The organism is Saprospiraceae bacterium (assembly GCA_016715965.1).
Classification (GTDB): domain Bacteria; phylum Bacteroidota; class Bacteroidia; order Chitinophagales; family Saprospiraceae; genus Vicinibacter.
Genome location: JADJXG010000001.1, coordinates 2,318,851 through 2,340,172 on the forward strand (window position 1 = coordinate 2,318,851; position 21,322 = coordinate 2,340,172).

18 protein-coding genes are annotated in these 21,322 nt (G+C 38.8%); 10 read left to right on the forward strand and 8 right to left on the reverse strand.

All coding sequences use genetic code 11. From position 1 onward, the window contains the following. Positions 1-3 precede the first annotated feature (3 nt). The 10 genes from IPM48_08625 to IPM48_08670 all read left to right on the forward strand — a co-directional run bounded on the left by IPM48_08625 (position 4) and on the right by IPM48_08670 (position 11,198). A complete protein-coding gene (locus IPM48_08625; protein MBK9271651.1) occupies positions 4-1,290 on the forward strand; it encodes an MgtC/SapB family protein in 1,287 nt (428 codons plus the stop codon). Continuing rightward, positions 1,287-2,063 carry a polyphosphate kinase gene (locus IPM48_08630; protein ID MBK9271652.1) on the forward strand — a complete coding sequence of 259 codons (777 nt, stop codon included), beginning with the start codon at positions 1,287-1,289 and terminating at the stop codon, positions 2,061-2,063. The genes IPM48_08625 and IPM48_08630 overlap by 4 nt, the downstream gene beginning before the upstream one ends. A gap of 29 nt (positions 2,064-2,092) precedes the next feature. Beyond that, a complete protein-coding gene (locus IPM48_08635; protein MBK9271653.1) occupies positions 2,093-3,457 on the forward strand; it encodes an MBL fold metallo-hydrolase in 1,365 nt (454 codons plus the stop codon). A gap of 12 nt (positions 3,458-3,469) precedes the next feature. Next, positions 3,470-4,969 (forward strand): thymidine phosphorylase family protein, encoded by a 1,500-nt coding sequence (locus tag IPM48_08640; GenBank protein ID MBK9271654.1) that lies wholly within the window; start codon positions 3,470-3,472, stop codon positions 4,967-4,969. Beyond that, positions 4,966-5,859, forward strand: a complete 894-nt coding sequence (locus tag IPM48_08645; GenBank protein ID MBK9271655.1) for a ribose-phosphate pyrophosphokinase — start codon at positions 4,966-4,968, stop codon at positions 5,857-5,859. The genes IPM48_08640 and IPM48_08645 overlap by 4 nt, the downstream gene beginning before the upstream one ends. Positions 5,860-5,884: 25 nt before the next feature. After that, the gene (locus IPM48_08650; protein ID MBK9271656.1) at positions 5,885-7,138 is read left to right on the forward strand and encodes a TolC family protein; all 1,254 of its coding nucleotides are present in this window, start codon (positions 5,885-5,887) and stop codon (positions 7,136-7,138) included. Further along, positions 7,113-8,426, forward strand: coding sequence for an efflux RND transporter periplasmic adaptor subunit (locus IPM48_08655; protein MBK9271657.1), 1,314 nt, complete (start codon positions 7,113-7,115; stop codon positions 8,424-8,426). Before IPM48_08650 ends, IPM48_08655 begins: the two co-directional genes overlap by 26 nt. A 1-nt stretch (position 8,427) precedes the next feature. Continuing rightward, positions 8,428-9,636 carry an efflux RND transporter periplasmic adaptor subunit gene (locus tag IPM48_08660; GenBank protein ID MBK9271658.1) on the forward strand — a complete coding sequence of 403 codons (1,209 nt, stop codon included), beginning with the start codon at positions 8,428-8,430 and terminating at the stop codon, positions 9,634-9,636. Between the two features lie 744 nt (positions 9,637-10,380). Beyond that, positions 10,381-10,896: a hypothetical protein gene (locus IPM48_08665; protein ID MBK9271659.1), complete on the forward strand. Its 516-nt coding sequence runs from the start codon at positions 10,381-10,383 to the stop codon at positions 10,894-10,896. Positions 10,897-10,916: 20 nt separating this feature from the next. After that, on the forward strand, positions 10,917-11,198 hold the full coding sequence (locus tag IPM48_08670; protein ID MBK9271660.1) for a hypothetical protein: 282 nt from the start codon (positions 10,917-10,919) through the stop codon (positions 11,196-11,198). A 212-nt stretch (positions 11,199-11,410) separates the two neighbouring features. Here the strand turns inward: IPM48_08670 and IPM48_08675 are convergent, their stop codons facing one another. From IPM48_08675 to IPM48_08710, 8 genes are all read right to left on the reverse strand, one after another. After that, the gene (locus tag IPM48_08675; protein MBK9271661.1) at positions 11,411-13,696 is read right to left on the reverse strand and encodes a T9SS type A sorting domain-containing protein; all 2,286 of its coding nucleotides are present in this window, start codon (positions 13,694-13,696) and stop codon (positions 11,411-11,413) included. An 11-nt stretch (positions 13,697-13,707) separates the two neighbouring features. Next, positions 13,708-14,379 (reverse strand): hypothetical protein, encoded by a 672-nt coding sequence (locus IPM48_08680; GenBank protein ID MBK9271662.1) that lies wholly within the window; start codon positions 14,377-14,379, stop codon positions 13,708-13,710. A 317-nt stretch (positions 14,380-14,696) separates the two neighbouring features. Then, entirely contained in the window at positions 14,697-15,587 is an 891-nt protein-coding gene (locus tag IPM48_08685; protein ID MBK9271663.1) for an IS3 family transposase, read from the reverse strand. Beyond that, positions 15,584-15,883: a transposase gene (locus tag IPM48_08690; protein MBK9271664.1), complete on the reverse strand. Its 300-nt coding sequence runs from the start codon at positions 15,881-15,883 to the stop codon at positions 15,584-15,586. The genes IPM48_08685 and IPM48_08690 overlap by 4 nt, the downstream gene beginning before the upstream one ends. 307 nt (positions 15,884-16,190) lie before the next feature. Beyond that, positions 16,191-16,616, reverse strand: coding sequence for a hypothetical protein (locus tag IPM48_08695; GenBank protein MBK9271665.1), 426 nt, complete (start codon positions 16,614-16,616; stop codon positions 16,191-16,193). An 11-nt stretch (positions 16,617-16,627) separates the two neighbouring features. Further along, complete coding sequence (locus IPM48_08700; GenBank protein ID MBK9271666.1) at positions 16,628-18,706, reverse strand: S46 family peptidase; 2,079 nt, start codon at positions 18,704-18,706, stop codon at positions 16,628-16,630. A 58-nt stretch (positions 18,707-18,764) separates the two neighbouring features. After that, the gene (locus IPM48_08705) at positions 18,765-20,621 is read right to left on the reverse strand and encodes a M1 family metallopeptidase (protein MBK9271667.1); all 1,857 of its coding nucleotides are present in this window, start codon (positions 20,619-20,621) and stop codon (positions 18,765-18,767) included. Next, on the reverse strand, positions 20,618-21,256 hold the full coding sequence (locus IPM48_08710) for a WbqC family protein (protein MBK9271668.1): 639 nt from the start codon (positions 21,254-21,256) through the stop codon (positions 20,618-20,620). The genes IPM48_08705 and IPM48_08710 overlap by 4 nt, the downstream gene beginning before the upstream one ends. Positions 21,257-21,322: the final 66 nt, after the last annotated feature.

The following is a 21,322-nucleotide window of genomic DNA, read 5'->3' on the forward strand; positions in this document are numbered from 1 at the left end:
AAGATGCACGATATACTCAACAACTTACTTTCTCCCTTTTTACTTAGTTTATTGGTATCCGTAGGCGTGGGCGTAATAATAGGGCTTGAACGCGAGTTTGATACTTTGTCTGGCAACGAACATTTTGCAGGGTTAAGAACTTTTGTTTTAGCGGCAATTCTTGGTTGCGTTGTAACTTATTTGGCAACCGAGTTTAATTTTAATATTCTTTTGGTTGCCATTCCCTCCGTTTTCTTCTTTATTAGTGTTTTTCACTTTTCCAAAGTCAAAAAAGAGCATTTCGGTCTTGTAACGGAATTTTCACTTGTCTTAGTGTTCTTTTTGGGAGTGTTTTCCGCTTTACATTTAATTAAGGAAACGCTCACCGTTGCAGTCATCGCCTCCGCATTATTGACTTTTAAAACTAAACTCAAATCCACAGTAAAGCAGATTACACAAGATGAATTGTATGCTTTCATCCGGTTTGCAATCATATCATTTCTAATTCTGCCTTATTTACCTAATGAAAATTTTGGCCCGGAACAACTGATAAATCCGCAAAACATAGGTTTAGTGATAGTCATTGTATCTTCATTAAGCTTTGTAGGTTACTTCATTATCAAATTCTTTGGCGCAGAAAAAGGCATTCTTTTCACCGCATTTTTCGGTGGAACATTTTCGAGCACAGCAGTAACCTGGATATTTAGCACAAAAAGCAAAGAAACTGAAAGTCTCTCAATGAATTATGCGTCAGGGATCCTTGTTGCCTGTGCAGTGATGTTTATCAGGGTCTCAGTTGTAGCTGCTTTATTTAATGTGCAGGTGTTGATGTGGCTACTCATTCCGTGTTTGTTGATGGCAGTCAGTGCTGGGGGCTATGCATATTACATAATAAAAACAAAGACACCTAAGGCTGACATGATAAATGAAAGTATTCAGTTAGGAAATCCTCTTGACTTGATGAATGCTGCTTTCTTCGGACTTCAGTATATTGCAATAACGTTAGCCGTCTATTTTGCCAACATATATTTTGGAGCTAAAGGACTTTTCATATCAGGCATAATTTCAGGGTTTGCTGATGTTGATGCTATCAACATTAGTGCATCTAAGTTGAGTTTAATCCAAATCTCACCGACAATGGCTGCAATGGTTATACTGTTTGCAGTAATCAGTAATACACTTTTTAAAATTGGAGAGTGCTACATAAAAGGAACACGTGAATTGTTCAGGCAGGTCGTCATTGGCTTAATACTATCCATCGTTATTGCGGGCATAAGCATTCTTTTTATTTACATAAATCAAACAACATGAAATACTTGAAAATAAACGAAATCAAAACCACATCACCCAAAGAGGTGCAAAAGCAAAAAGCAAAAAGTGAACTTCTAAATTTGCAACAGGATATTTATTCCTTGCAACATTTGCTTTATGCAGCTCATTCTAAAAGTCTGTTAATCATATTTCAAGGCATTGATACGTCAGGAAAAGATGGTGTAATACGCAAGGTTTTTAATTGCGTTAATCCCTTGGGTGTTCACGCTACTTCATTTAAAGCACCCTGTGACATGGAGCGTGAACATGATTATATGTGGCGTATCTACCAAAAACTACCCGAAAAAGGAATGATACAAATTTTCAACAGGTCATACTATGAAGATATTATTGTCCCAACCATCCAGAAATCGTTGTCAAAAAGCATGATAGATAAACGATACAACTTTATTAATGCTTTTGAAAAACATCTTGTAGAAAACGACACAGATATAATCAAATTTTATCTGCACATCAGCCCGGAAGAACAAAAAAGCAGGATAGAGCAACGGTTAAAAAACCCTCTTAAAAAGTGGAAATACTCAAAAGAGGATAAAAAGTCATCAGAAAAATGGAATGATTATATGGTGGTATATGAAAACATTATAAATCGGTGCAATCAGGTTCCTTGGATAATAGTCCCCTCTGACGAAAAGTGGTATAGAGATTTCATTGTGGCATCTGTAATAAAAGAAAAATTGAAAGCCATGAACTTAAAATTTCCAAAACAAAATGCTCTATCGCAAAACGATAAAGCCGTAGAAAAAAAATAAAAATAAAGAGACAATTAACCCAAAAATTTATGAGCAACATCAAAATTCAATTCTTAGGTGCTGCCGGAACAGTTACCGGCTCCAAATTCCTCATTACCGCTTTCGGTAAAAAAATACTGATAGACTGCGGTTTGTTCCAGGGGCTAAAAGAACTCCGGCAACTAAATTGGCAACCATTAGCCGTTTCAGCAAAAGCTATTGACATTGTATTACTAACACATGCCCATTTAGACCACACGGGCTACCTTCCTTTATTAGTGAAGCATGGTTTTACCGGAACAATTAATGGCACATCGCCAACCTTGCAGATTGCAGAAATAATGTTAAAGGATAGCGCAAAAATTCAGGAAGAAGATGCCGTGAGAGCAAACAAATATCGCTACTCGAAACACAAACCCGCTTTGCCGCTTTACGGTTTGCCGGAAGTGGAAAATACTTTACCACTCTTTCAACAACAACCGCTTAATGAATGGATAAACATTAACGAGCATATCCGATACCGTTTCCGCTACAACGGACATATCATTGGAGCTACGTTTATTGAATTGCAGGTTGGCGATAAAACAGTAGTCTTTTCCGGTGATATTGGCAGAGAAATAGACCCCTTGTTATATCCCCCTGAAAAACCGGAGAAAGCGGATGTTTTATTTATTGAAGCTACTTATGGCAACCGGCTGCATCCTGCCGAACCTGCCATCAACAGCTTGGAAAAACTTATTAATAAGTGCATAGCGAGAAACGGCACGATTATCATACCGAGTTTTTCTGTAGAGCGGACACAATTGCTCATGTATCTGTTTTGGCAGTTAAAAAAGACCAATAAAATTCCCGATATACCTATTTATATGGATAGTCCGATGGGAAGAAATGTTTTGGAAGTTTTTCATCGTAACACAGAGTGGCATAAACTCTCCACCGATGAATGCTCTGAAATGTGCAATACCATCAAGCGGATTAAAGGAGTAGATGAAACTTATGCACTTGCAGAAGACAATACACCTAAGATAATTATTGCAGGAAGTGGTATGGCTGCGGGCGGCAGAGTGCTTACTTATTTTGAAAAATATTTAGGGGACGAAAATGCAACCATCCTGTTGGTGGGTTTTCAGGCTGAAGGAACAAGAGGAAGGGCATTGCTGGAAGGCGCAACCGAAATCAAAATGAGAGGTAAATTCTATGCAGTAAAAGCCCACATGGAAAATATAGAAGGGTTGTCTGGTCATGCAGACCAAAATGGATTGATTGACTGGATGAATAAATTAACATCCATGCCCGAAAAAATATTCATCGTCCACAGCGAGGAAGAAGGTGCAAAGGGATTGCAGGAAAAAATAAGAGAAACCTTTGGGTGGATTGCTCATATTCCTCAATTGAACGAAACCATACAAATCTAAACGGTTGAAATTATGCATAATCATAAAACACTGAAGATAAAAAATCTTGGTATAGACACCTACAGAGAAAACATCATCTATATGCGTTCGGACTGCGATGTATGTCTTTCGGAAGGATTTACTGCCCAAACACGGGTAGTAGTGCATTTTGACAATGAAAGTATCATTGCTACACTTAACGTTGTTTACAACGAACTGTTGAAACATGGTGAAGCCGGGCTTTCAATAGTGGCTGCACAAAGATTAGGCGTACGTGATGGGGATGCAATTATTGTATCTCACTTGCAACCTATTGCATCCATTGGATTGATAAGGTCAAAAATGTATGGCAACGAATTAAAAGAGGCTGAACTGAACCAAATTATTTATGATATTTCAACAGGACAATATTCCAATATAGAACTCGCAGCATTTATTACTGCTACGTCGGGCAATCATCTTTCCATAAATGAAATAAAAGGTCTTACCAGAGCAATGGTTCGTTCCGGTAAAAATTTAGAATGGGATAATCAATCCATTTTTGATAAGCATTGTATTGGCGGTTTGCCGGGTAACCGGACAACTCCTATTGTAATAAGCATTGTGGCAGCAGCAGGTTTGACTATCCCTAAAACTTCTTCCCGTGCCATTACATCCCCGGCAGGAACGGCAGATACAATGGAAGTGATGACCAACGTAGAACTTACAATGGAACAAATGAAAGAAGTAGTAAGCAGGGAAAATGGATGTTTGGTTTGGGGCGGTTCAGTTAGTCTAAGCCCGGCTGACGATGTCCTTATTTCTGTTGAAAAAGCACTGGATATTGACAGCGAAGGACAGATGATTGCTTCGGTTCTTTCAAAGAAAAAAGCCGCAGGTGCAACGCATGTGGTTATTGACATTCCTGTGGGTTCAACAGCAAAAGTCCGAACAAAAGAGAACGCAAATAAATTAATATCACATTTTGAAGAGGTGGCTGATGCCGTTGGCCTTCAAATAAAATGCCTGGTCACTGATGGTTCACAACCGGTTGGCAGGGGAATTGGCCCTGCATTAGAGGCAATGGATGTGTTAAGCGTTCTGCGGAATGAAAACAATGCACCCGAAGATTTAAAACAAAGAGCTTTACTACTTGCAGGTGAATTATTAGAATTTTCCGAAAATGTTGAAAAAGGTAAAGGCATAAGCAAAGCAATAAAAATACTGGAAGGAGGCATCGCCTATACAAAATTTATTTCCATTTGTGAAGCACAAGGGCGTTTTACCGAGCCTGAATTTGCTGCCTTCAGTCTGGATATTTTAGCAGAACAAAGCGGGATTATCAATGAAATTGATTGCAGAAAATTAGCAAAAGTGGCTAAACTGTCTGGTGCTCCAAAATCACCAAAAGCAGGTGTTTTGCTTCACTCACATTTAGGTAAGCAAGTTAGTAATGGAGATGTTTTGTTCACCATTTATGCAGAAGCACAAGGAGAATTAAACTATGCCTTAGGTTATTACAAAATTCAAAACAACATAATACGAATAAAATGAAAGAACACGAAACAATACTATTTGCATTGCCTGGAAATGAACCCACGGTTGACACGATAGCAAAGCGATATAATGTCAGTAAAGGCGAAGCCACTATACGCAATTTCCCGGATGGAGAAACGTATATCCGTATTCATTCAGATGTGAAAGGAAAAAAGGTTGTCATGGTTTGTTCTTTAGACCGCCCTGATACAAAGCTCTTGCCCTTATACTTTCTATCCAAAACTGCTATGGAACTTGGGGCTAAATGCATTTGTCTTATTGCTCCCTATCTGGCATATATGCGACAGGATAAGCAATTTCATTCAGGAGAGGGAATTACTTCAAAATACTTTGCATCGTTCATTTCAAACTTTGCAGAAACTATTACCACCGTTGACCCGCACTTGCACAGGTATAATACTTTGTCCGAAATATATTCGGTTCCTGCGACTGTGGTTCAGGCAGCAAATCATATATCAGAATGGATAAAGAACAATATTCAAAATCCGGTACTGATTGGCCCTGACAGTGAAAGTGAGCAATGGGTTTCCGAGGTAGCCAATAACGCACATGCCCCTTTTATCATATTAGAAAAAGTTAGGCATGGTGACAGAAACGTAAAAGTTTCAATTCCTCAAATAGACCGATATAAAAATCATAAACCTGTTTTGGTGGATGATATTATTTCCACTGCCCGAACTATGATTGAAACGGTTGGTCATCTTAAAAATGCAGGAATGAACCCACCTATTTGCATAGGTATTCATGCTGTATTTGCAGGCAACGCCTATCAGGATTTATTAAATGCCGGGGCTGAAATGGTAGTTACAACGAACACCATTTCACATGAGAGTAATGGAATTGATATAAGTGGATTATTCAAATCAGTGTTCAATGAAGAAAAGTGAAATTTTTCTAATTAAAATTAGGTAAATGAAAAAATCAATAACCATTATGTTCCTGATGTGTCTGCATACGATACATTTACAGGCACAGGATACGTCTTATATATCACTGAAAAAACTGTTGCAGCAGGTAGAAACCAATTACCCGTCCATCATTCAATATCAATACAACATTCAGTCTATTCAGGCAAAAGCAGACGGTGCTAAAGCATGGATGCCGCCCACATTTTCAACAGGCATTATGAGTTTCCCTTACAACTTTTCCATGCTCAAAGAAAAGAACAATCCAATGAACCAAGCTGGTATCGTTTTTTCTCTTGAACAAATGATACCCAACACAAGCAAGTTGAACGCAAAGAAAAGTTACATAAGTTCCCTTGCTGAAATTGAAAAATCAAAGAGCGAATGGACAAAAAATGAACTGAGGCGCGAAGCGAAAATCCTGTATTACAACCGCTATGTAACCGAGAAAAAACAAATCATTCTGAATGAAAGCGAAGAAATACTCCAATTGCTCATCACAACAGCCGAAGCCAAATTCAGCAGCAACCAGTCGCAACTGCAAACCATTTATAAAGCCAAAGCCCGTTTAGCCGAACTCAATAATATGCTGCTGATGCTTGGCGGAGCAATTGCAGAAAGCAACATCGGCTTAAACATTCTCATGGTGCGCGATGTAAACACAAGTTTTCAGATTGATACGCTCATTGCGCCAGTTAATTATTCGTTCAGCATTGCTAACACAACAAACATTTCAAACCGTAGCGACATTACCGCACTCACCAAATACATTCAATCCATGAAGTTGGAGCAAAAAGTAATGAAAATTGGTGTGCGTCCTGATTTTGGTATTCGTGCTGATCACGCACAAATGCTCGGTATGCCAAGCCAATGGTCAGTTATGGGCATGATGACACTTCCCATAGTGCCTTGGGCTTCAAAAATGTATCGTTCCGAAACAAAATCCATCGGCTTTCAAATTCAATCAATGGAACAGGAAAAGCAAACCATGCAACTGATGGCAACAAGAATGTCAGCCGAAAAACTCACCATGATCAATTACGAAAATGCCCAATATCAGAGTTACACAAAAAACATTATTCCCGCTTATGAAAATAACCTGCAAGCCAATTTACTTGCCTTCAAGCAAAACACAGGCGATTTTTTTGTGCTGTTGGATGCGTGGGAAATGTTGCTGATGAAAAAATTGGAAGCGTATGACAAGTTGTTTAACATCTTAAAATTAGAAGCCGAATATGAATACGAGATGGAAATTAAATAATCAAATAAGCATCATCCTCTTTTTGCTTTTGGTGTCGGTGTTTTCATCGTGCAAAAACGAAAACAATAAACAAGGGCATGAAAATCACGTTCAGAACGAAGGTAATTACATCTGCCCCATGCGTTGCGAAGGCGAAAAAACCTATCCGCAACCCGGCAACTGTCCTGTTTGCAAAATGAAACTGCAATTAGTGGAAGAAGAATTAGTGCAATCGGTTTCGCCCAATAAACAGGTTTTATCGCGTCAGGCAACCGTTAAACTGCAAACTGCAAACGAGGCGCAATCTATAAAAGGGCAGGGCTTCATTGATTACGACCGCAACCGAAATCAAAATGTATCGGCACGCTTTGGCGGGAGAATTGAAAAACTTTTCGTGAAATACAATTTGCAGTTCGTCAATAAAGGCGACAAAATTTTGGAACTCTACAGCCCCGAACTAAACACCATTCAGGAGCAACATTTATTTCTGCTGAAAACAGAAACCGGAAAAACACTTATTGAACAATCACGCGAAAAATTAAAACTGTTAGGAATTACCAAACAGCAAATTTCACAGTTGGAAAACAAAGGAACATTCGCACAATCCATTTCTGTTTACAGTCCCGTAAGCGGCTACATACTTTTCAATTCCGAAACGCAAACCAATACAGGTTCAGAAGCAACGCAGCAATCTTCAATGAATAGCATGAGCATGTCCGCTAATACTTCCGTTACCCAAACATCAGGTTCGGCAGGTGTGCAAATTCGTGAGGGTATGTATATCAACAAAGGCGAAACGCTTTTCAGTTTAAACGATTTGCAAACCGTTTGGGCAATCATTTCAATTCCCTCTGAATATCATTCATCCGTTAAGTCAAACAAGCAAATCAATATCGTATCGGAATTGTTTCCCGCTCAAATTCTCACAGGAAAAATTTTACTGACGGAAAAAACTTTTGAGGAAAAACAACAACGCTTCATCAGGGTAAGGGTTGAATTGCCCAATCCTAAAGCTGCTTTAAAAATCAATTCACTCGTTACGGCTGAATTTCCGCTTGAAAAGAACCCCGATGGCTATCTGGGTCAAGTTCCCTCATCGGCAGTTTACCGCACGGGCATGAATGTTTTTGTTTGGGTAAAATCAGGAACAACCAAAAACGGAACGGGAATTTTTGAAATACGAAAAGTTATCACAGGTGCAACGAACAACGGAACAGTTACCATCATAAACGGTCTTGCGCCTGATGAAGAAATTGCTTTACACGCTGGAGCATTAACCGACAGCGAAACATTTTTAAACGGAAACTGATATGAAGCAGAAAATAATATTTCTTTCAATCACAATTCTTTTTGCCTTGGCAGGTTGCAAAAGCAAAAATGAAAATCATGCAGGGCATGATAGCGGAACATACTACACCTGTCCCATGCACCCAAGCGTAAAAAGCAACAGCCCCGGTTCTTGCCCTGTGTGCAATATGTCTTTAATTAAATTTGAAAAACAAAACAACGAACACACACAGCAAGATGGCAATTTTATCACCATTGAAAAACAACAACAGCAATTAGCAGGAATAAAAACCGACACGGTAAAATTTCAAGCCATTATTCCCGCTTCAACCATTTTGGGAACAGTCGCCATTGATGAAGAACAGGTAACAACTATCAGCAGCCGCGTGAAAGGAAGAATAGACAAACTCTACATCAAAACATCAGGCGAATACATCCGAAAAGGAAATCCCGTTTACGCCATTTACAGCGAACAACTTTTTGCTGATGAAAAAGAATTTCTTGCCCTGTCGGAAAAGAGAACGAACAACACCACTGAAAATAAATTGTTAGACGATATGCTCTCTGCGTCCAAAAATAAATTGCTGCTTTGGGGACTTTCAGAAAAACAAATTGCTGAATTAGGAAAAAATAAATCCGCTTCGCCTCAAATAATCTTTTATGCACAGACAGAGGGTTATGTTACCGAAGTGCTTGTAAAAGAAGGAGAATATGTTGAAGTCGGAACATCTATAGTTAAACTTACCACTTTAAATCAGGTTTGGATTGATGCTCAGGTTTACTCCAATGAAATTGAAAAAATAAGCGGTAGCAATTCCTTTCAGGTTTTTTCCGAAACCTACCCCGATGAAGTTTACATGGGTCGTCTTGTGTTCAGCAATCCAGGTGTGGAAGATAATCGCAAAGTGCAACTGTTGCGCCTTAGAATTGACAACGCTAAAAACAATCTCATTCCGGGCATGATGGTGTATGTAAGTCCTAAACAAAATTCAAAACCTGTTTTAGCCGTTCCGAAATCTGCCGTGCTGTTAGAGAAAATGAAAACTGTTTGGGTATTGGCACACGACAACACCTTTGAACAACGCATGGTTAAAACAGGCGCAGAAAATAAATTTTGGATTGAAATTGTATCGGGTTTGAAAGAAGGTGAAACAATAGTTACAGAAGGTGCATACTTAATCAGCAGTGAGTTTATTCTTAAAAGCGGAGCAGGACAAAGGCATGAGCATTGATAACCATCGCACAGGTGTTAGCACATTTGCAAGCCACACAAGCCCAAGCACAGCCCAAAGCTTGCAAAAGAGCTTTCACCTTATCCGCCTAGACAAAATTGAATTAAAAAAATACCCTTCCCTTCTGAAAATAAAAAATACGCAACCGCGTAGACCAACACTACACAGGCAAAGATGGTAAAACTCAACAACGACAATGGTTTACAGACACGGTGGACAAGAACGCCAGCTGGTAACAGCGTGTTGCCTCAATTGGCGGTGACGTGCAAAATTGAAGCTGAGTGCTCCTATCAAACTTTTGTGCAGGTTGACAGTGAAGTGCTCCGAAATCGCCAACTGCGGCAACACGCAAACCGTTACCAGCAAGCGTAAAAGACAACGACCCGACAGAAAATAACGGACAGAAAAACAGAAAAAGTAAACCATTTTGACAGGTGAACACAGACATAGAAACGATACAACAAACGGACAACGAGTAAGCCGACACTCTTTGCCGACCCTTCTGTGTTTTTTATTTTTCCCACCGCACATTTTTTTAATTCAATTTTAGCCAGCCGCACATTGCACACATTTGTCTTTGCCTGTCAGCGCACCAGCCAACCCGAAGGCAAAGCCAAAAGAGTGCAATCTTCCACGCTCTGTTCAAGAGACGAGTTATTTAACTTGACCACAATCATAGATTGTTTTGACAACTATCAGTTTTTTAAAGTAAATAAATATAAATATTAGGGCAATAAAATTTATATGGCACATACAAATCATCACGTAGAGAATCACCACGGCCACCAAGCTCATCGTGGTGAAAGCGGACACGACAAACATGCCGGACACAATGTTTCTGATTTTTGGAAACGGTTTATTGTATGTTCCATAGTTTCTATTCCTGTGCTTGCCCTGTCGCACATGATACAGCAGTGGTTGGGGTTTGAATTTGCTTTTGCAGGCGACCAATATGTGTTAGCTGTTCTTTCCACTTTCATTTTTATTTATGGTGGTTATCCTTTCCTAAAAGGATTATATGACGAAGTAAAAGACAACGCCATCGGCATGATGACACTTATTGGTGTTGCTATTACTGTTGCATGGGCTTACAGTGTTGCTATCACTTTTGGTTTACAGGGTATGGACTTTTATTGGGAAATGGCGACCCTGATAGACATTATGCTCATTGGGCATTACTTTGAAATGAAGTCGGTAATGGGTGCTTCGCGTTCGCTTGAACTGCTTGTAAAAATGACACCATCAACCGGACGCCATTAAGCAAACTTATCATCATAAAATTGTGGCAAGAATGGAAATCAACCGCTTTGGTGCAACCGGGATTGCACGTTTACGAAATGTTTATCAAGCCTAATGAAATAAAAGAAATTTCCTATGCTTACGGAATGGAGGTAAAGCAACTAAAAGGTATGTCGCCAAACGTAAACCCGATTAAACTGATTGGCTTACTTCTCCAACGAGCAAAGGGCAAACTGAGCTTTTCAGAGTTTGGCAAAAAGGTGAAAATGATTGAGAACAATGACCTGAAAGTAGGATATATGGGTTATGCTGTGAAACAGTAATCAGACACGAATGGCAAGAAGCGCAATCAATTAACATTGGTTGGCCGGAAGTGTGGCGACAGTGTTAAATTGAAGTTTTGTGCTTTCTAGTTACTGTCTTGTCGTGCAACGCGCGAATTACGCAGATACGCGTGACAAGTGGATACTTTTCGCTAATCTAAAAAATATAATCTTACATCAAAGGAATAATTTAAGAATCTCAAATTGTACTACTAGTATTTCACAAATTTAAAAGAATGAAAATTTTTTTGCTTGTCAGTAATTAGCAAAAAATAAACACCGGGTGTAAGTTTGTTAATCGAAATTAGTTCATCGTTTCCTTGCCACTGGTTCTTTTCAACAACAGATCCCAGAATCGAGAAGATGGAGTATTCTTCAATTTCTACTAGACCCTCCTCAGATTGACTTAGTTGTAAAAAATTATTGGATAGACTTGTATGAAGACTCAAACTGTTGCCTGATTTTGAATTATATACGCTGGTGAATATTTCTTTGGTGTTCGTATAGATACCATCCATGGCTAGACTCAGAAAAACTTGCTTATCACTCGTCACTACCCCAGATTTAATCGCCCAGGAATCATACTCACTATGGCCAAGACCGGAACTACTAAATCGATGTAATAATGTATTGTCTTTCGCTTCGATAATCGCAACTGGATAATCGTCCTTTCTTGGATAAGCCAACATAAAATCTTGATCTACTACTTTGATAGACCAACTCGACCTTTCAAAATCAGGGTGGAAAAGTGTATAGGCACCTGAACTATCTACAAGAAACAATTGAATTAATTTATTGTATTTCGGATCTTTGCTAGTTGCTGAAACCAAAAATTGATCATCTTTTAATGGGACCAATTCATAGACTTTTATAAAGTCCTTGAATTGATCATCCTCTTGCCAGATCATTCCCTTATCTGGTGAATAAATCACATTTCTTATTCCTCCAGAATTATACTGTGATTTTGATATCATCCAATTATTACCTTGATCAACGTTGGTCTCGATACTCGGCAGGAATTTGTTGATAAAAGTTAAGGGGATACTAGTCGTTTTCCAATTCCTTCCGCCGTCTTCAGAATAATAAAATACCGGTTTATCTAAGGATACCCCTTCGTCAATTCCTTCCAAAATCAAATCCTGACCGATTGAATAACAATGATAAAGCTTTACCCTTGGTTTGATAAGATGGCTGGTAATAATATTGTCCCAGCTTTTTGTTAGCGGATTGTACAGGTTAACCTCTTTGTTGAGTGTAATCGCCACCGCGTTTCCCTCTTTATTGATGGCTAGTCCATTGACCTCATAACCAAAAACCTTCAGATAGTCCCAGGTTTTTCCCTCATCATTACTCACTAAATATCTTGTTTTGGTCCAACCATATCCATCACAAGGACGCATTCCGTAAAGTCTTCCCTCAAAATCTGTTTTAAGATCTATCAGATTCTCAAGTTTAATATCCAGAATGACTTCTTTCCAATTTTTATATTTAGGTGAGAAACAATACACTCTTGATGCTCCGCAAATAGTGCCGTAAGATATAAGAGCAGAAAGTGAATCCTTAAAACTATAGTAATTGTTCACCTCATCTTCGTTTGGTAATGATAAATTCTGACTCATCTGCTCACATCGGTACCATTGATCCAGATGAATTCCATCACACATATACACTCCAGAATTTGCCACAATGAATACTTCACCATTGGCAGTAAGCGAGAAATTATAAATCCTGGTGAGTTGTCCACTTGGGTCTATGATTAGTTCATTATACTTGAGTGGATCCTGATAGGATGCAGCAAAGATTTTTTCTGAGCCATGATTACGATAAAGTACAGATCCATTCTCTGAAACGAGTATGTTATTTAAAGTCAAATATCCGTGGTATTTGGAATGCAATAAGTAATCACCCGTTCTGGAATTAAATTTATAAATCCGAACGGTGTCAGGTCGGGTATTGGCATGGATTGCTACGAGGAAATTGTTTTCCTCAGTATAAAAAAAGCTTTGGATTGTATTGTAAGCTGAAAAAATAAGCTTGTTCCTGTCAAACCTTAAATTAGAATCTATAGAATATACGTTATCCCCCTCTACAGCAAACAAATTGCCTTCCTGATCCATTTTCGTAGCATCGCTAAATAGATGATTTCCCTCCCTAATTTTAGTTAAAACTCCATTTTTAGTTAATTCGTAAAATGCGGTAGGTTGTATCAAAGGAAACAAACCGATGTATAGTTTTTCACGAACTACTTCAAGATTTTTTAATGCTAAATTGTTAAATTTAATGTCAAATGGCGCAATTAAATTCCAGTTTGCCCCGCTATCCCTTGATTCGAATATTTCATGTGTTTTCCTAAGACTTATATAATATCGGTTGTCGGGAAGAATGGCAATGTCATCCACTTCGTAATAGGGTTCTGTCAGGGTAGGTTTCCATTCCAGCTGTGCATTTAGAAAAGGAAAAGAAAAGCAGACTGCAAAAATTATTAAGAGATAACGCATAAGATTTAATTTTATTCACAATTACATGCGTAATAGTAAACTTGAATGTAAATTTCACAACTATAACAACCAGAGGCAAGCGTGCATTCTTCAGTAATAGTGTTGAGAAAAAAATCTATATCTTTTATTGATGTGGCACACGTAGGCATACCTTGGATTGCTCTCTTTCTCGCCCTAGCCAGCATTGAATCTTGCAATACTTGATCCGCATAATTACAAAGATACCCTATTGTACCACATTCGTAAGTATCACAATCTTCACGAGAGCAGCAATATTGCCAAGGATTAATATTCTGACTATTGATAACTATTGGAGTCGCCAGTCCAAAAACCGAACTGCTTAGGCAGCATTGCGGTGAACATTCCGATGGGGGTGGGCATCCCATGATTATAGAATTTAACTCTGCAACCAAAGCATTTGCAAAATCTCCATTGTTTGAATAAGAACACGGGTCAACATCATTTCTGGGACAGGCTAGGTTCGCCTGTTCGATTAAGCCATTTGTTAATGAAATTGGTGCATTCAAGTTGTTTCGTTCATGATTTCCCATTTCTCCCCATCCGAAAAAGAGAAGAATGAATGAAAAAAAAGTAGGGTAAGACTTTAAGTTTAAAAATGATTCATTTTTTTGTCTTAGTTTTAAACTAGACTGGTTGACTGGTTGACTGGTTGACTGGCACATAATTTAAGATCTAATTTATTTTAAAAAATATTGTATTACTTAATTTCTGCTATCCAAGTGTAAATGATGATTAGTTAGTTATAAAGTGACATGGTACCAATAAATGGGACACTGATCTAATTTAGTTAAAAAATAAAATTAGTACACATTTTACCCCTGCGACAAAGATAAGCATTGCTCCCAAAATGTCAAGAGCAAGTCGAGTTCCGCCGGAAGAATACAGAATAAAGAGGTCGGCGGAACTCTTGACATTTTGTCCGCAATAAGCTTGGTCCTCGTCTAAGGGTAAAAATGCAAAGTCATGTTTTGTTTCCATATTAGTTGCAATGAGTGAATTGATTTTTCGAATAATAAATATTTTCAAATTCTAAGGGTGTATAGTATTGAATGGATGAATGCCTTCTGATTGTGTTGTAATAGCCATCTATGTATTCAAACAGAGTGAATCTTAATTGATCCAAATCATCAAATACAGTACCTCTAATGCATTCGCATTTGAGCCTTGAGAAAAATGATTCGGCAATTGCGTTGTCATAAACTTCGTTTTTGCGAGTCATACTTTGTCTATTTCCTTTAATGGCATTTTTGAAATCTTTACTAGAGTACTGCGTTCCTCGGTCAGAATGGACAATCACACTTAATTTATTTTGGATGCATTTCAGTTTTGCTTTATTGAAGGCTGAAATAACCAGTTCGCTTCTCATATGAGTCTGAACATCCCAGCCCACTACTTTATGCAAATAAGTATCAATCCAAGTTGAAAGATAGGCCCATTGGCCATTCTTTAAAGGAATGTAGGTAATGTCACCAACCCATACTTCATTTGGTTTTTGCGCCTTTCCAAAATCAAGAAGTAAATTGGGTGCAGGAAATTTGGTCCCGGTGGAATCAGTTGTTTTTGGAACAAAACTCTTTGGCTGGATTGCTTTCAAATTTTGTTCCTTCATACATTTGCGAATCAAATGGCGGCTAACATTTTTTGAATATTTTACGGCTAATTCCATTTTAATTCTACGACTTCCATACCTATTCATATGAGAGTCAAATACGGATTTTATTCGGTCTCTTAATCCCAAATGTTTAGTGGGAGAATCCCTCCTGTGGATAAAATGATACAAAGTATTCCTTGGAATATTCATCATCTTGCAAAGCTTGTTAGTAGGATACACACCGCTTAGACTCTGGATAAATTCAGCTTTTGGTTTCATGTCTGCCGGCTGAAAATGTTCAAGGCTTTTTTTAAAATATCCCTTTCCATTTCAACATCCCTTAATTTCTTACGGAGCTGTTCAAGTTCAGTATAAGGATTATTTGTTCCTGGCTGGACGGAAGCATTCCTGGTAATCCTGATTTGACTACGCCAATTGTAAAGCATTTGCTTACTAACGCCAAGAGAATCAGCTAATTCGCTAGCGTTCCTCCCGGATTCGAGCAAATGAATGGCATTAAGCTTAAACTCGGTATCGTACCTCCTCCTCCGATTGTTTGTCTTTGATTGATCCATAACACAAATTTAAGTTAGATTTGTGTACCATTTTCTTGGACCACTTCAAAGCGATTTCATAACTCATAAAGATAAAATTTAGAAATTGACAAAACAATAACCATTTGTTGTTATTTTACAAATAATTATTAATGTTAATGTTTAAGTATTTGATTTTTAAAAATATATAAAATTTAAATCAAAATATTAAACCGGTAAGTGCTTTTTATTTAAAACATTGCTCTAAGTTTTAGGGAATCATAAAAATGCCAAAAAAAAGTCCGATTGGTTTTCAATCGGACTTTTTTATTGATCAACAAATGTTGATTTATTCTGTCAGCATTTTCCAATCCTTGGCGTCCTTTACAGAAAAAATATAGGATCTGGTGCAGGTCTCATGCACGTACACATCATAACCTGAAACAATACCTTTCAGTCGAATTCTTTTGTATTTCGAATCCATGATACCGACAAAATTGCTGTCCGCTACTGTTTCTGCAAATTCAATTTTAACAGTATAGTCATAATTGTCAGGATCTCTGACGAAAAGAGTTCTCCCTCCTTGTAGCACGTTCCGATTTCTCAGTTCGATTTCAATGGACAGTGGTTTTCCTTCACAGGGCATGGTTTTGCCACAGGGGCCTTTGCAATCGGTTCTGGAAGCCAGAGCAGTAATACCTTTGATGGTAGAGCCTCCAGTGCCGCAAGAAATCAAGCATAAGGAGAAGGAGAGGATTGCAATGATATGTTTCATGTCTGTTGAAATTATTTGCCGGTCAACTCGTCGTAGAGCCTGTCCGCGCGATAAATGTATTTTAATGCTGCCATGATTCCTCCTGCGTGAACACAGACGGATCTGTTGGCGGTTTCATCATAGATGAAATTTCCGGGTAGAGATTCAATGTTACCATCAAAAATCAAGCCCACTGCCTCTTTGTTTCGGTTGATGATCGGGCTGCCTGAATTGCCTCCAATGATGTCATTGGTTGCAACAAAATTGAGTGGAGCTTTCAGTAATTCCTGTGGAGGATTTTGCCATCTGGCTGGTAAACCCCATGGGAATTTGGCTGAATTGGAAAAATGACGATCGTATAAACCATAATAAGTGGTCATATACGGGGCTTTGGTGCCGTTGTAGTTGTATCCCATTACCTTGCCATCCGCCAGTCTGAGGGTGAAGGTAGCATCGGGAGGAAGGTTGCTGCCTTTTACTGCAAAAACATTATTGGCAATTTTGGCTTCAAGTGCTCTTCTGCGTGGAGTGCTGTTTTGAAAAGCTTCCACTCCGGCATTGTATTTTGGTACGATGATGCGTGCTATTTCTAAAATTGGATCATCTGTTTTTTTGAATTTTTTTGAGTCTGAGGAAAGTAATTTCTCCAATTTATCCGCATCTGTAAAATCAGTTTTTTTAAGAATTTTGCTCACACGATCTTCTGCAGATTTTCCATCGAGTATCTGATCCATAAACTTGTTTTCAGGATGCTCGTATTTTTTGAGTTCTTCTAGGTAGGTGATAAAGTATTGTTTTTCTTTCTCAGAGCCAATTTCTTTGGACAGATTTCTGATTTGACCTTTGATTTTGTCCAGAGCAGCAGCATTGTCCGGAGTGTCCATTGTTTTTTCATAACGTCCCAATGCATGGATTAGATTGACCATGGCTCCTTTGATGCCTCCGGGTCCGCCCAGGGTCACCAGGGAAGCATGTTTTTTAAGGGCATCTACCGCTTTGGATAATTCGAGCCATGGATCCTCACCCTTGATCTTGGTATTTTTGCGAATATCGTCTTCCATTGCTTTTTTGCGCGCAATCAGACTTGGATTTCTCAATCCACCTAAAATTCCGCCGAAAGCTTTTTGGCTGTTGGCCAGTCCAAAAATGTCATTTTGAAGATCCACATTGGGATTGGCATCATATTCTTTCTGGAGAATATTGATTCTGTTGGTCAACATATCTACCTGTAGAGGAAATCTGTAGTCTCTGTCATATTCCAACTGGCTGTGGGTTCTGTATCTCTCTGTATTGCCCGGATTTCCAATCACAAAAACGGGTTCATTTTCTGAAATTCCGTTGGGATTAAATTTAAAATAATGCGCACTGGTATTGAGTGGATTTCCATTCTCATCGTAAGCCCTCCAGAAAGTATAATCCAGGGTATAGCGCGGGTAGGTAAAATTATCCGGATCACCTCCAAAAAATCCCAGATCTGTCTCCGGTATCATCACAAGGCGGATGTCACCAAACTTTTTATAGCCGTAAAGACTGAATCTCCCGCCGCTATAATATGTCACGGTTTGAATTCTGAGGCCTTTCCATGCATCCATTTGTTCGTAATCTCTTTTGGCCTGAGCAAGCGCGCTATCCTGAAAAATTTTTCGCTCATTGTCATCCTTTGCTTTGTTCATTTCTTTTAAGATCCGCTCGGACACATCTGCCACCATGATCAATTGCTCAACAAAAAGACCGTCTGATTTGCGTTCATCAGCGAGTGTAGCAGCGTAAAACCCATCTTTATCAAAATTTTCACCTTCTTTCTGTAGAGCGGTCACTACATCCCTTGAGCAATGGTGGTTGGTCATGATCAATCCATTGGGAGACACAAAAGATGCAGAACACCAACTGGCAAACCGAAGTGAAGATTTCCGGACATCATCGTACCATTTATCCTCTGGTGTAAAATTGTAGGCTTCTTTAAACCAGGCTTTGGGTGGATTTTCAAAGGTCCACATTTTCCCAAAATCAAATCTTTTGGGTGTAGCCATTGGGTCCTGACCGAAAGCCACAAAATTTACTAAGATGCTTAAAATTAGTAAGTTAGATAGTTTTTTTGAAATTTTATTCATAATTTTTGAAATTGAAGAATGCAAAGATACAGGAACGTATTAAAGAATCGCTTTATTTTTAATGAATTAGGACTCTTTCAATGGATTGGATGGTCACGGGGTGGTAGTGCCTTCTAAAATTTGAAAATGAGCCATTTGCCCATTCCATTTGACCGTGTTCTGCCAACGCTTCATAAAGTGGAAGTACAAATTTGCGTCTGCCTGTTTTTTCCAAAAACCGATTGATTGGGTCTTTAAATTTCATGGAGTTTCCGGATTGAATGAGATATATAAACCATGCAAAAGCCAGTTCTGAATTTTTGGATTCTGACAGTTGGTATTGTTTTTCCAAAGCAGATATAAACTCTTCAGATTTTGAAAGATCCATCCCGCGAATAAAGTGAAGCCATTCATGGGTGGACCAGTTGGCGGTCAGGTTTTTTTTCAAATCATAGGTTTGGTAAAACAAATTTCTGATGCTGTCCACCTGATCAAACAGTTTGGTGGACCAGCCTGGTTTAAAGTCAGGAATTCCTTCCTGATAAATAAATAGATGCATTGTATCCAATACTTTTATGTCGATCTGTGGAAAATGGTTATTGAAAAATTGCAGGAAACCTTCTGTGCTGTTCGATTTGAAAGCGAAATGTTTGAAATAGGCTTTTAGAAAAAGATCCCATTCCTCCCTGCCAATTCGCTCTTCCAAATATCTCAATAACAATTTACCTTTCTCATAGGCAATGTCACTGAGAGAAAGTTCAGGATCTTTGTTCCATAGATCGAGTTTTAATTTGCTCATTCCGGGTTGATCAGCCATATCCTTCAGGGTTTTCTTAAGGTCCTGTTGGCCTAAAAGAGAAAGCATGTCAGCATATTCCTTTCCGTATAAATTCTCCATGATTCTGCTCTCAAAATAGGTCGTAAATCCTTCGTTGAGCCAAAAATCCTGCCAGCTGGCATTCGTTACCAAATTACCCGACCAGGAATGCGCCAACTCATGTGCCAGGAGAGAGGTCAAAGATCGGTCTCCGGCGATGATGGTGGGTGTTAAAAAAGTGAGTCTTGGATTTTCCATTCCTCCGAATGGAAATCCGGTTGGCAAAACGATGACATCATATCTGGACCAGGCATAAGGACCGTAGAGACTTTCGGCCGAGTTTACCATTTTTTCAAGATCCGCAAATTCCCAGGATGCTTCAGACAGTATCATTGAATCAGCATACACTCCGGTTCGTGCACCGATTGGCGAAAAAGAAAAATCACCAACAGCCAAAGCCATCAGGTAAGCGGGTATCGGGTATTCCATTTTGAAAGAGTAGATTCCGTCTTTATTTTTTTGTGTGGGATTGGTCGCACTCATCAATGCCATCATACCAACAGGAACTTGTACGGTAGCGTTGTAGGTAAATCGGATTGCTGGTCCATCCTGACAGGGTATCCAACTGCGTGCATAGATGGACTGACTTTGGGTAAACAGACATGGATATTTTTTGGAAGATGTCAACTCTGCGTCGAGCCATTGAAGTGCCATCGCATCTTCGGATGTAGAATAATGGATGGTCAACTGTTCCGTGTTTGAATGTATTTTAATGACCAACTCATCTCCTAAGATGCTATCCTGTGTTTGAACATAGAATTCCGCAAAAGCTGTATTTTGGTTTTTGTCGGATAAGATGACTGAATCAATGGTAAGATCCATGATATCAAAAATAATGCGGTCTGAAGCATTGTGTTGTATTTTCCAACTTGCGGTCCCCTGTATTTTTTTTTGGTCAAAATTCAGGCGAATGTTAAGATCCAAATGAGTGGTGATCGCCAGATCTGGTCTTGAAAAACTATGTGGATCGGGTCTCGTTGGGTTGAACACATTGGTCTTTCTGCAGCCAATCTGAATGAGAGTGAATAATAAAATGGTTTTAAAAATAATTGAATTCATGGATTAATTTTAGCGCACAGTTGGATGATTTGTTCATTTTTTCTGCTTTGGAAAATCCAGGCCGCAGCATCGGGACCCAGAAAGAATAGAATATCGAGAATACTAATCTCAGCAGTTCTGTCCTGGCATCCCGGCAATTGTAAAACTAGATGATCTGACAATGACCATGGAGTTAATTTGGATCTAAGATCGTTTTCCAGATAGGTCGCTTCTTTTTGGAAGGAGGTGGTACAGGACAAGGAGAGGTTTATTTTCAATTTCTCCAGAATCCAATGGAGACATTTAAAATTAAAATCGATTAGGAAAGTTTCTTTGTTGACGAAAAGAGCAGTCAATTCATCGCAGTAATACATAAAATATGGACTTCTGCCATAGATAGATTGGATGGTTTTTAAATGTTGTTTTTGCCAGTTTTGATCATTGGCAATTCTAACTTCCTGGATGGGCATTTGTTGATTTTTACCAGCCATTAAGGGAATGCTCATTGGCATTATTTTTTGTTCAGATCTCAGGTAATATTTGTTTCTAAAACTTCTTTTCTGGTAGTTCTCATGGTATTCTATCCTGATTTGATCATCAGACGCCAGGAGAAAAACAATGGCGGGTGGAAATATCTGAGATTCTATACAAATCATAGCGAGGGTACAAAAGTAAGAATTTCCCGGACAAGTCAGTTTGTGAATGACGTATGCAGGAATGAT

What these genes read in the sequence shown, in the direction of transcription:
- IPM48_08625 (MBK9271651.1), top strand. Translation starts at nt 4, where the DNA reads ATGCACGATATACTCAACAACTTACTTTCTCCCTTTTTACTTAGTTTA.
- IPM48_08640 (MBK9271654.1), top strand. Translation starts at nt 3,470, where the DNA reads ATGCATAATCATAAAACACTGAAGATAAAAAATCTTGGTATAGACACC.
- IPM48_08700 (MBK9271666.1), bottom strand. Translation starts at nt 18,706, where the DNA reads ATGAATAAAATTTCAAAAAAACTATCTAACTTACTAATTTTAAGCATC.
- IPM48_08695 (MBK9271665.1), bottom strand. Translation starts at nt 16,616, where the DNA reads ATGAAACATATCATTGCAATCCTCTCCTTCTCCTTATGCTTGATTTCT.
- IPM48_08665 (MBK9271659.1), top strand. Translation starts at nt 10,381, where the DNA reads ATGGCACATACAAATCATCACGTAGAGAATCACCACGGCCACCAAGCT.
- IPM48_08675 (MBK9271661.1), bottom strand. Translation starts at nt 13,696, where the DNA reads ATGCGTTATCTCTTAATAATTTTTGCAGTCTGCTTTTCTTTTCCTTTT.
- IPM48_08655 (MBK9271657.1), top strand. Translation starts at nt 7,113, where the DNA reads ATGAATACGAGATGGAAATTAAATAATCAAATAAGCATCATCCTCTTT.
- IPM48_08630 (MBK9271652.1), top strand. Translation starts at nt 1,287, where the DNA reads ATGAAATACTTGAAAATAAACGAAATCAAAACCACATCACCCAAAGAG.
- IPM48_08680 (MBK9271662.1), bottom strand. Translation starts at nt 14,379, where the DNA reads ATGTGCCAGTCAACCAGTCAACCAGTCAACCAGTCTAGTTTAAAACTA.
- IPM48_08650 (MBK9271656.1), top strand. Translation starts at nt 5,885, where the DNA reads ATGAAAAAATCAATAACCATTATGTTCCTGATGTGTCTGCATACGATA.
- IPM48_08685 (MBK9271663.1), bottom strand. Translation starts at nt 15,587, where the DNA reads ATGAAACCAAAAGCTGAATTTATCCAGAGTCTAAGCGGTGTGTATCCT.
- IPM48_08705 (MBK9271667.1), bottom strand. Translation starts at nt 20,621, where the DNA reads ATGAATTCAATTATTTTTAAAACCATTTTATTATTCACTCTCATTCAG.
- IPM48_08645 (MBK9271655.1), top strand. Translation starts at nt 4,966, where the DNA reads ATGAAAGAACACGAAACAATACTATTTGCATTGCCTGGAAATGAACCC.
- IPM48_08690 (MBK9271664.1), bottom strand. Translation starts at nt 15,883, where the DNA reads ATGGATCAATCAAAGACAAACAATCGGAGGAGGAGGTACGATACCGAG.
- IPM48_08710 (MBK9271668.1), bottom strand. Translation starts at nt 21,256, where the DNA reads ATGATTTGTATAGAATCTCAGATATTTCCACCCGCCATTGTTTTTCTC.
- IPM48_08660 (MBK9271658.1), top strand. Translation starts at nt 8,428, where the DNA reads ATGAAGCAGAAAATAATATTTCTTTCAATCACAATTCTTTTTGCCTTG.
- IPM48_08635 (MBK9271653.1), top strand. Translation starts at nt 2,093, where the DNA reads ATGAGCAACATCAAAATTCAATTCTTAGGTGCTGCCGGAACAGTTACC.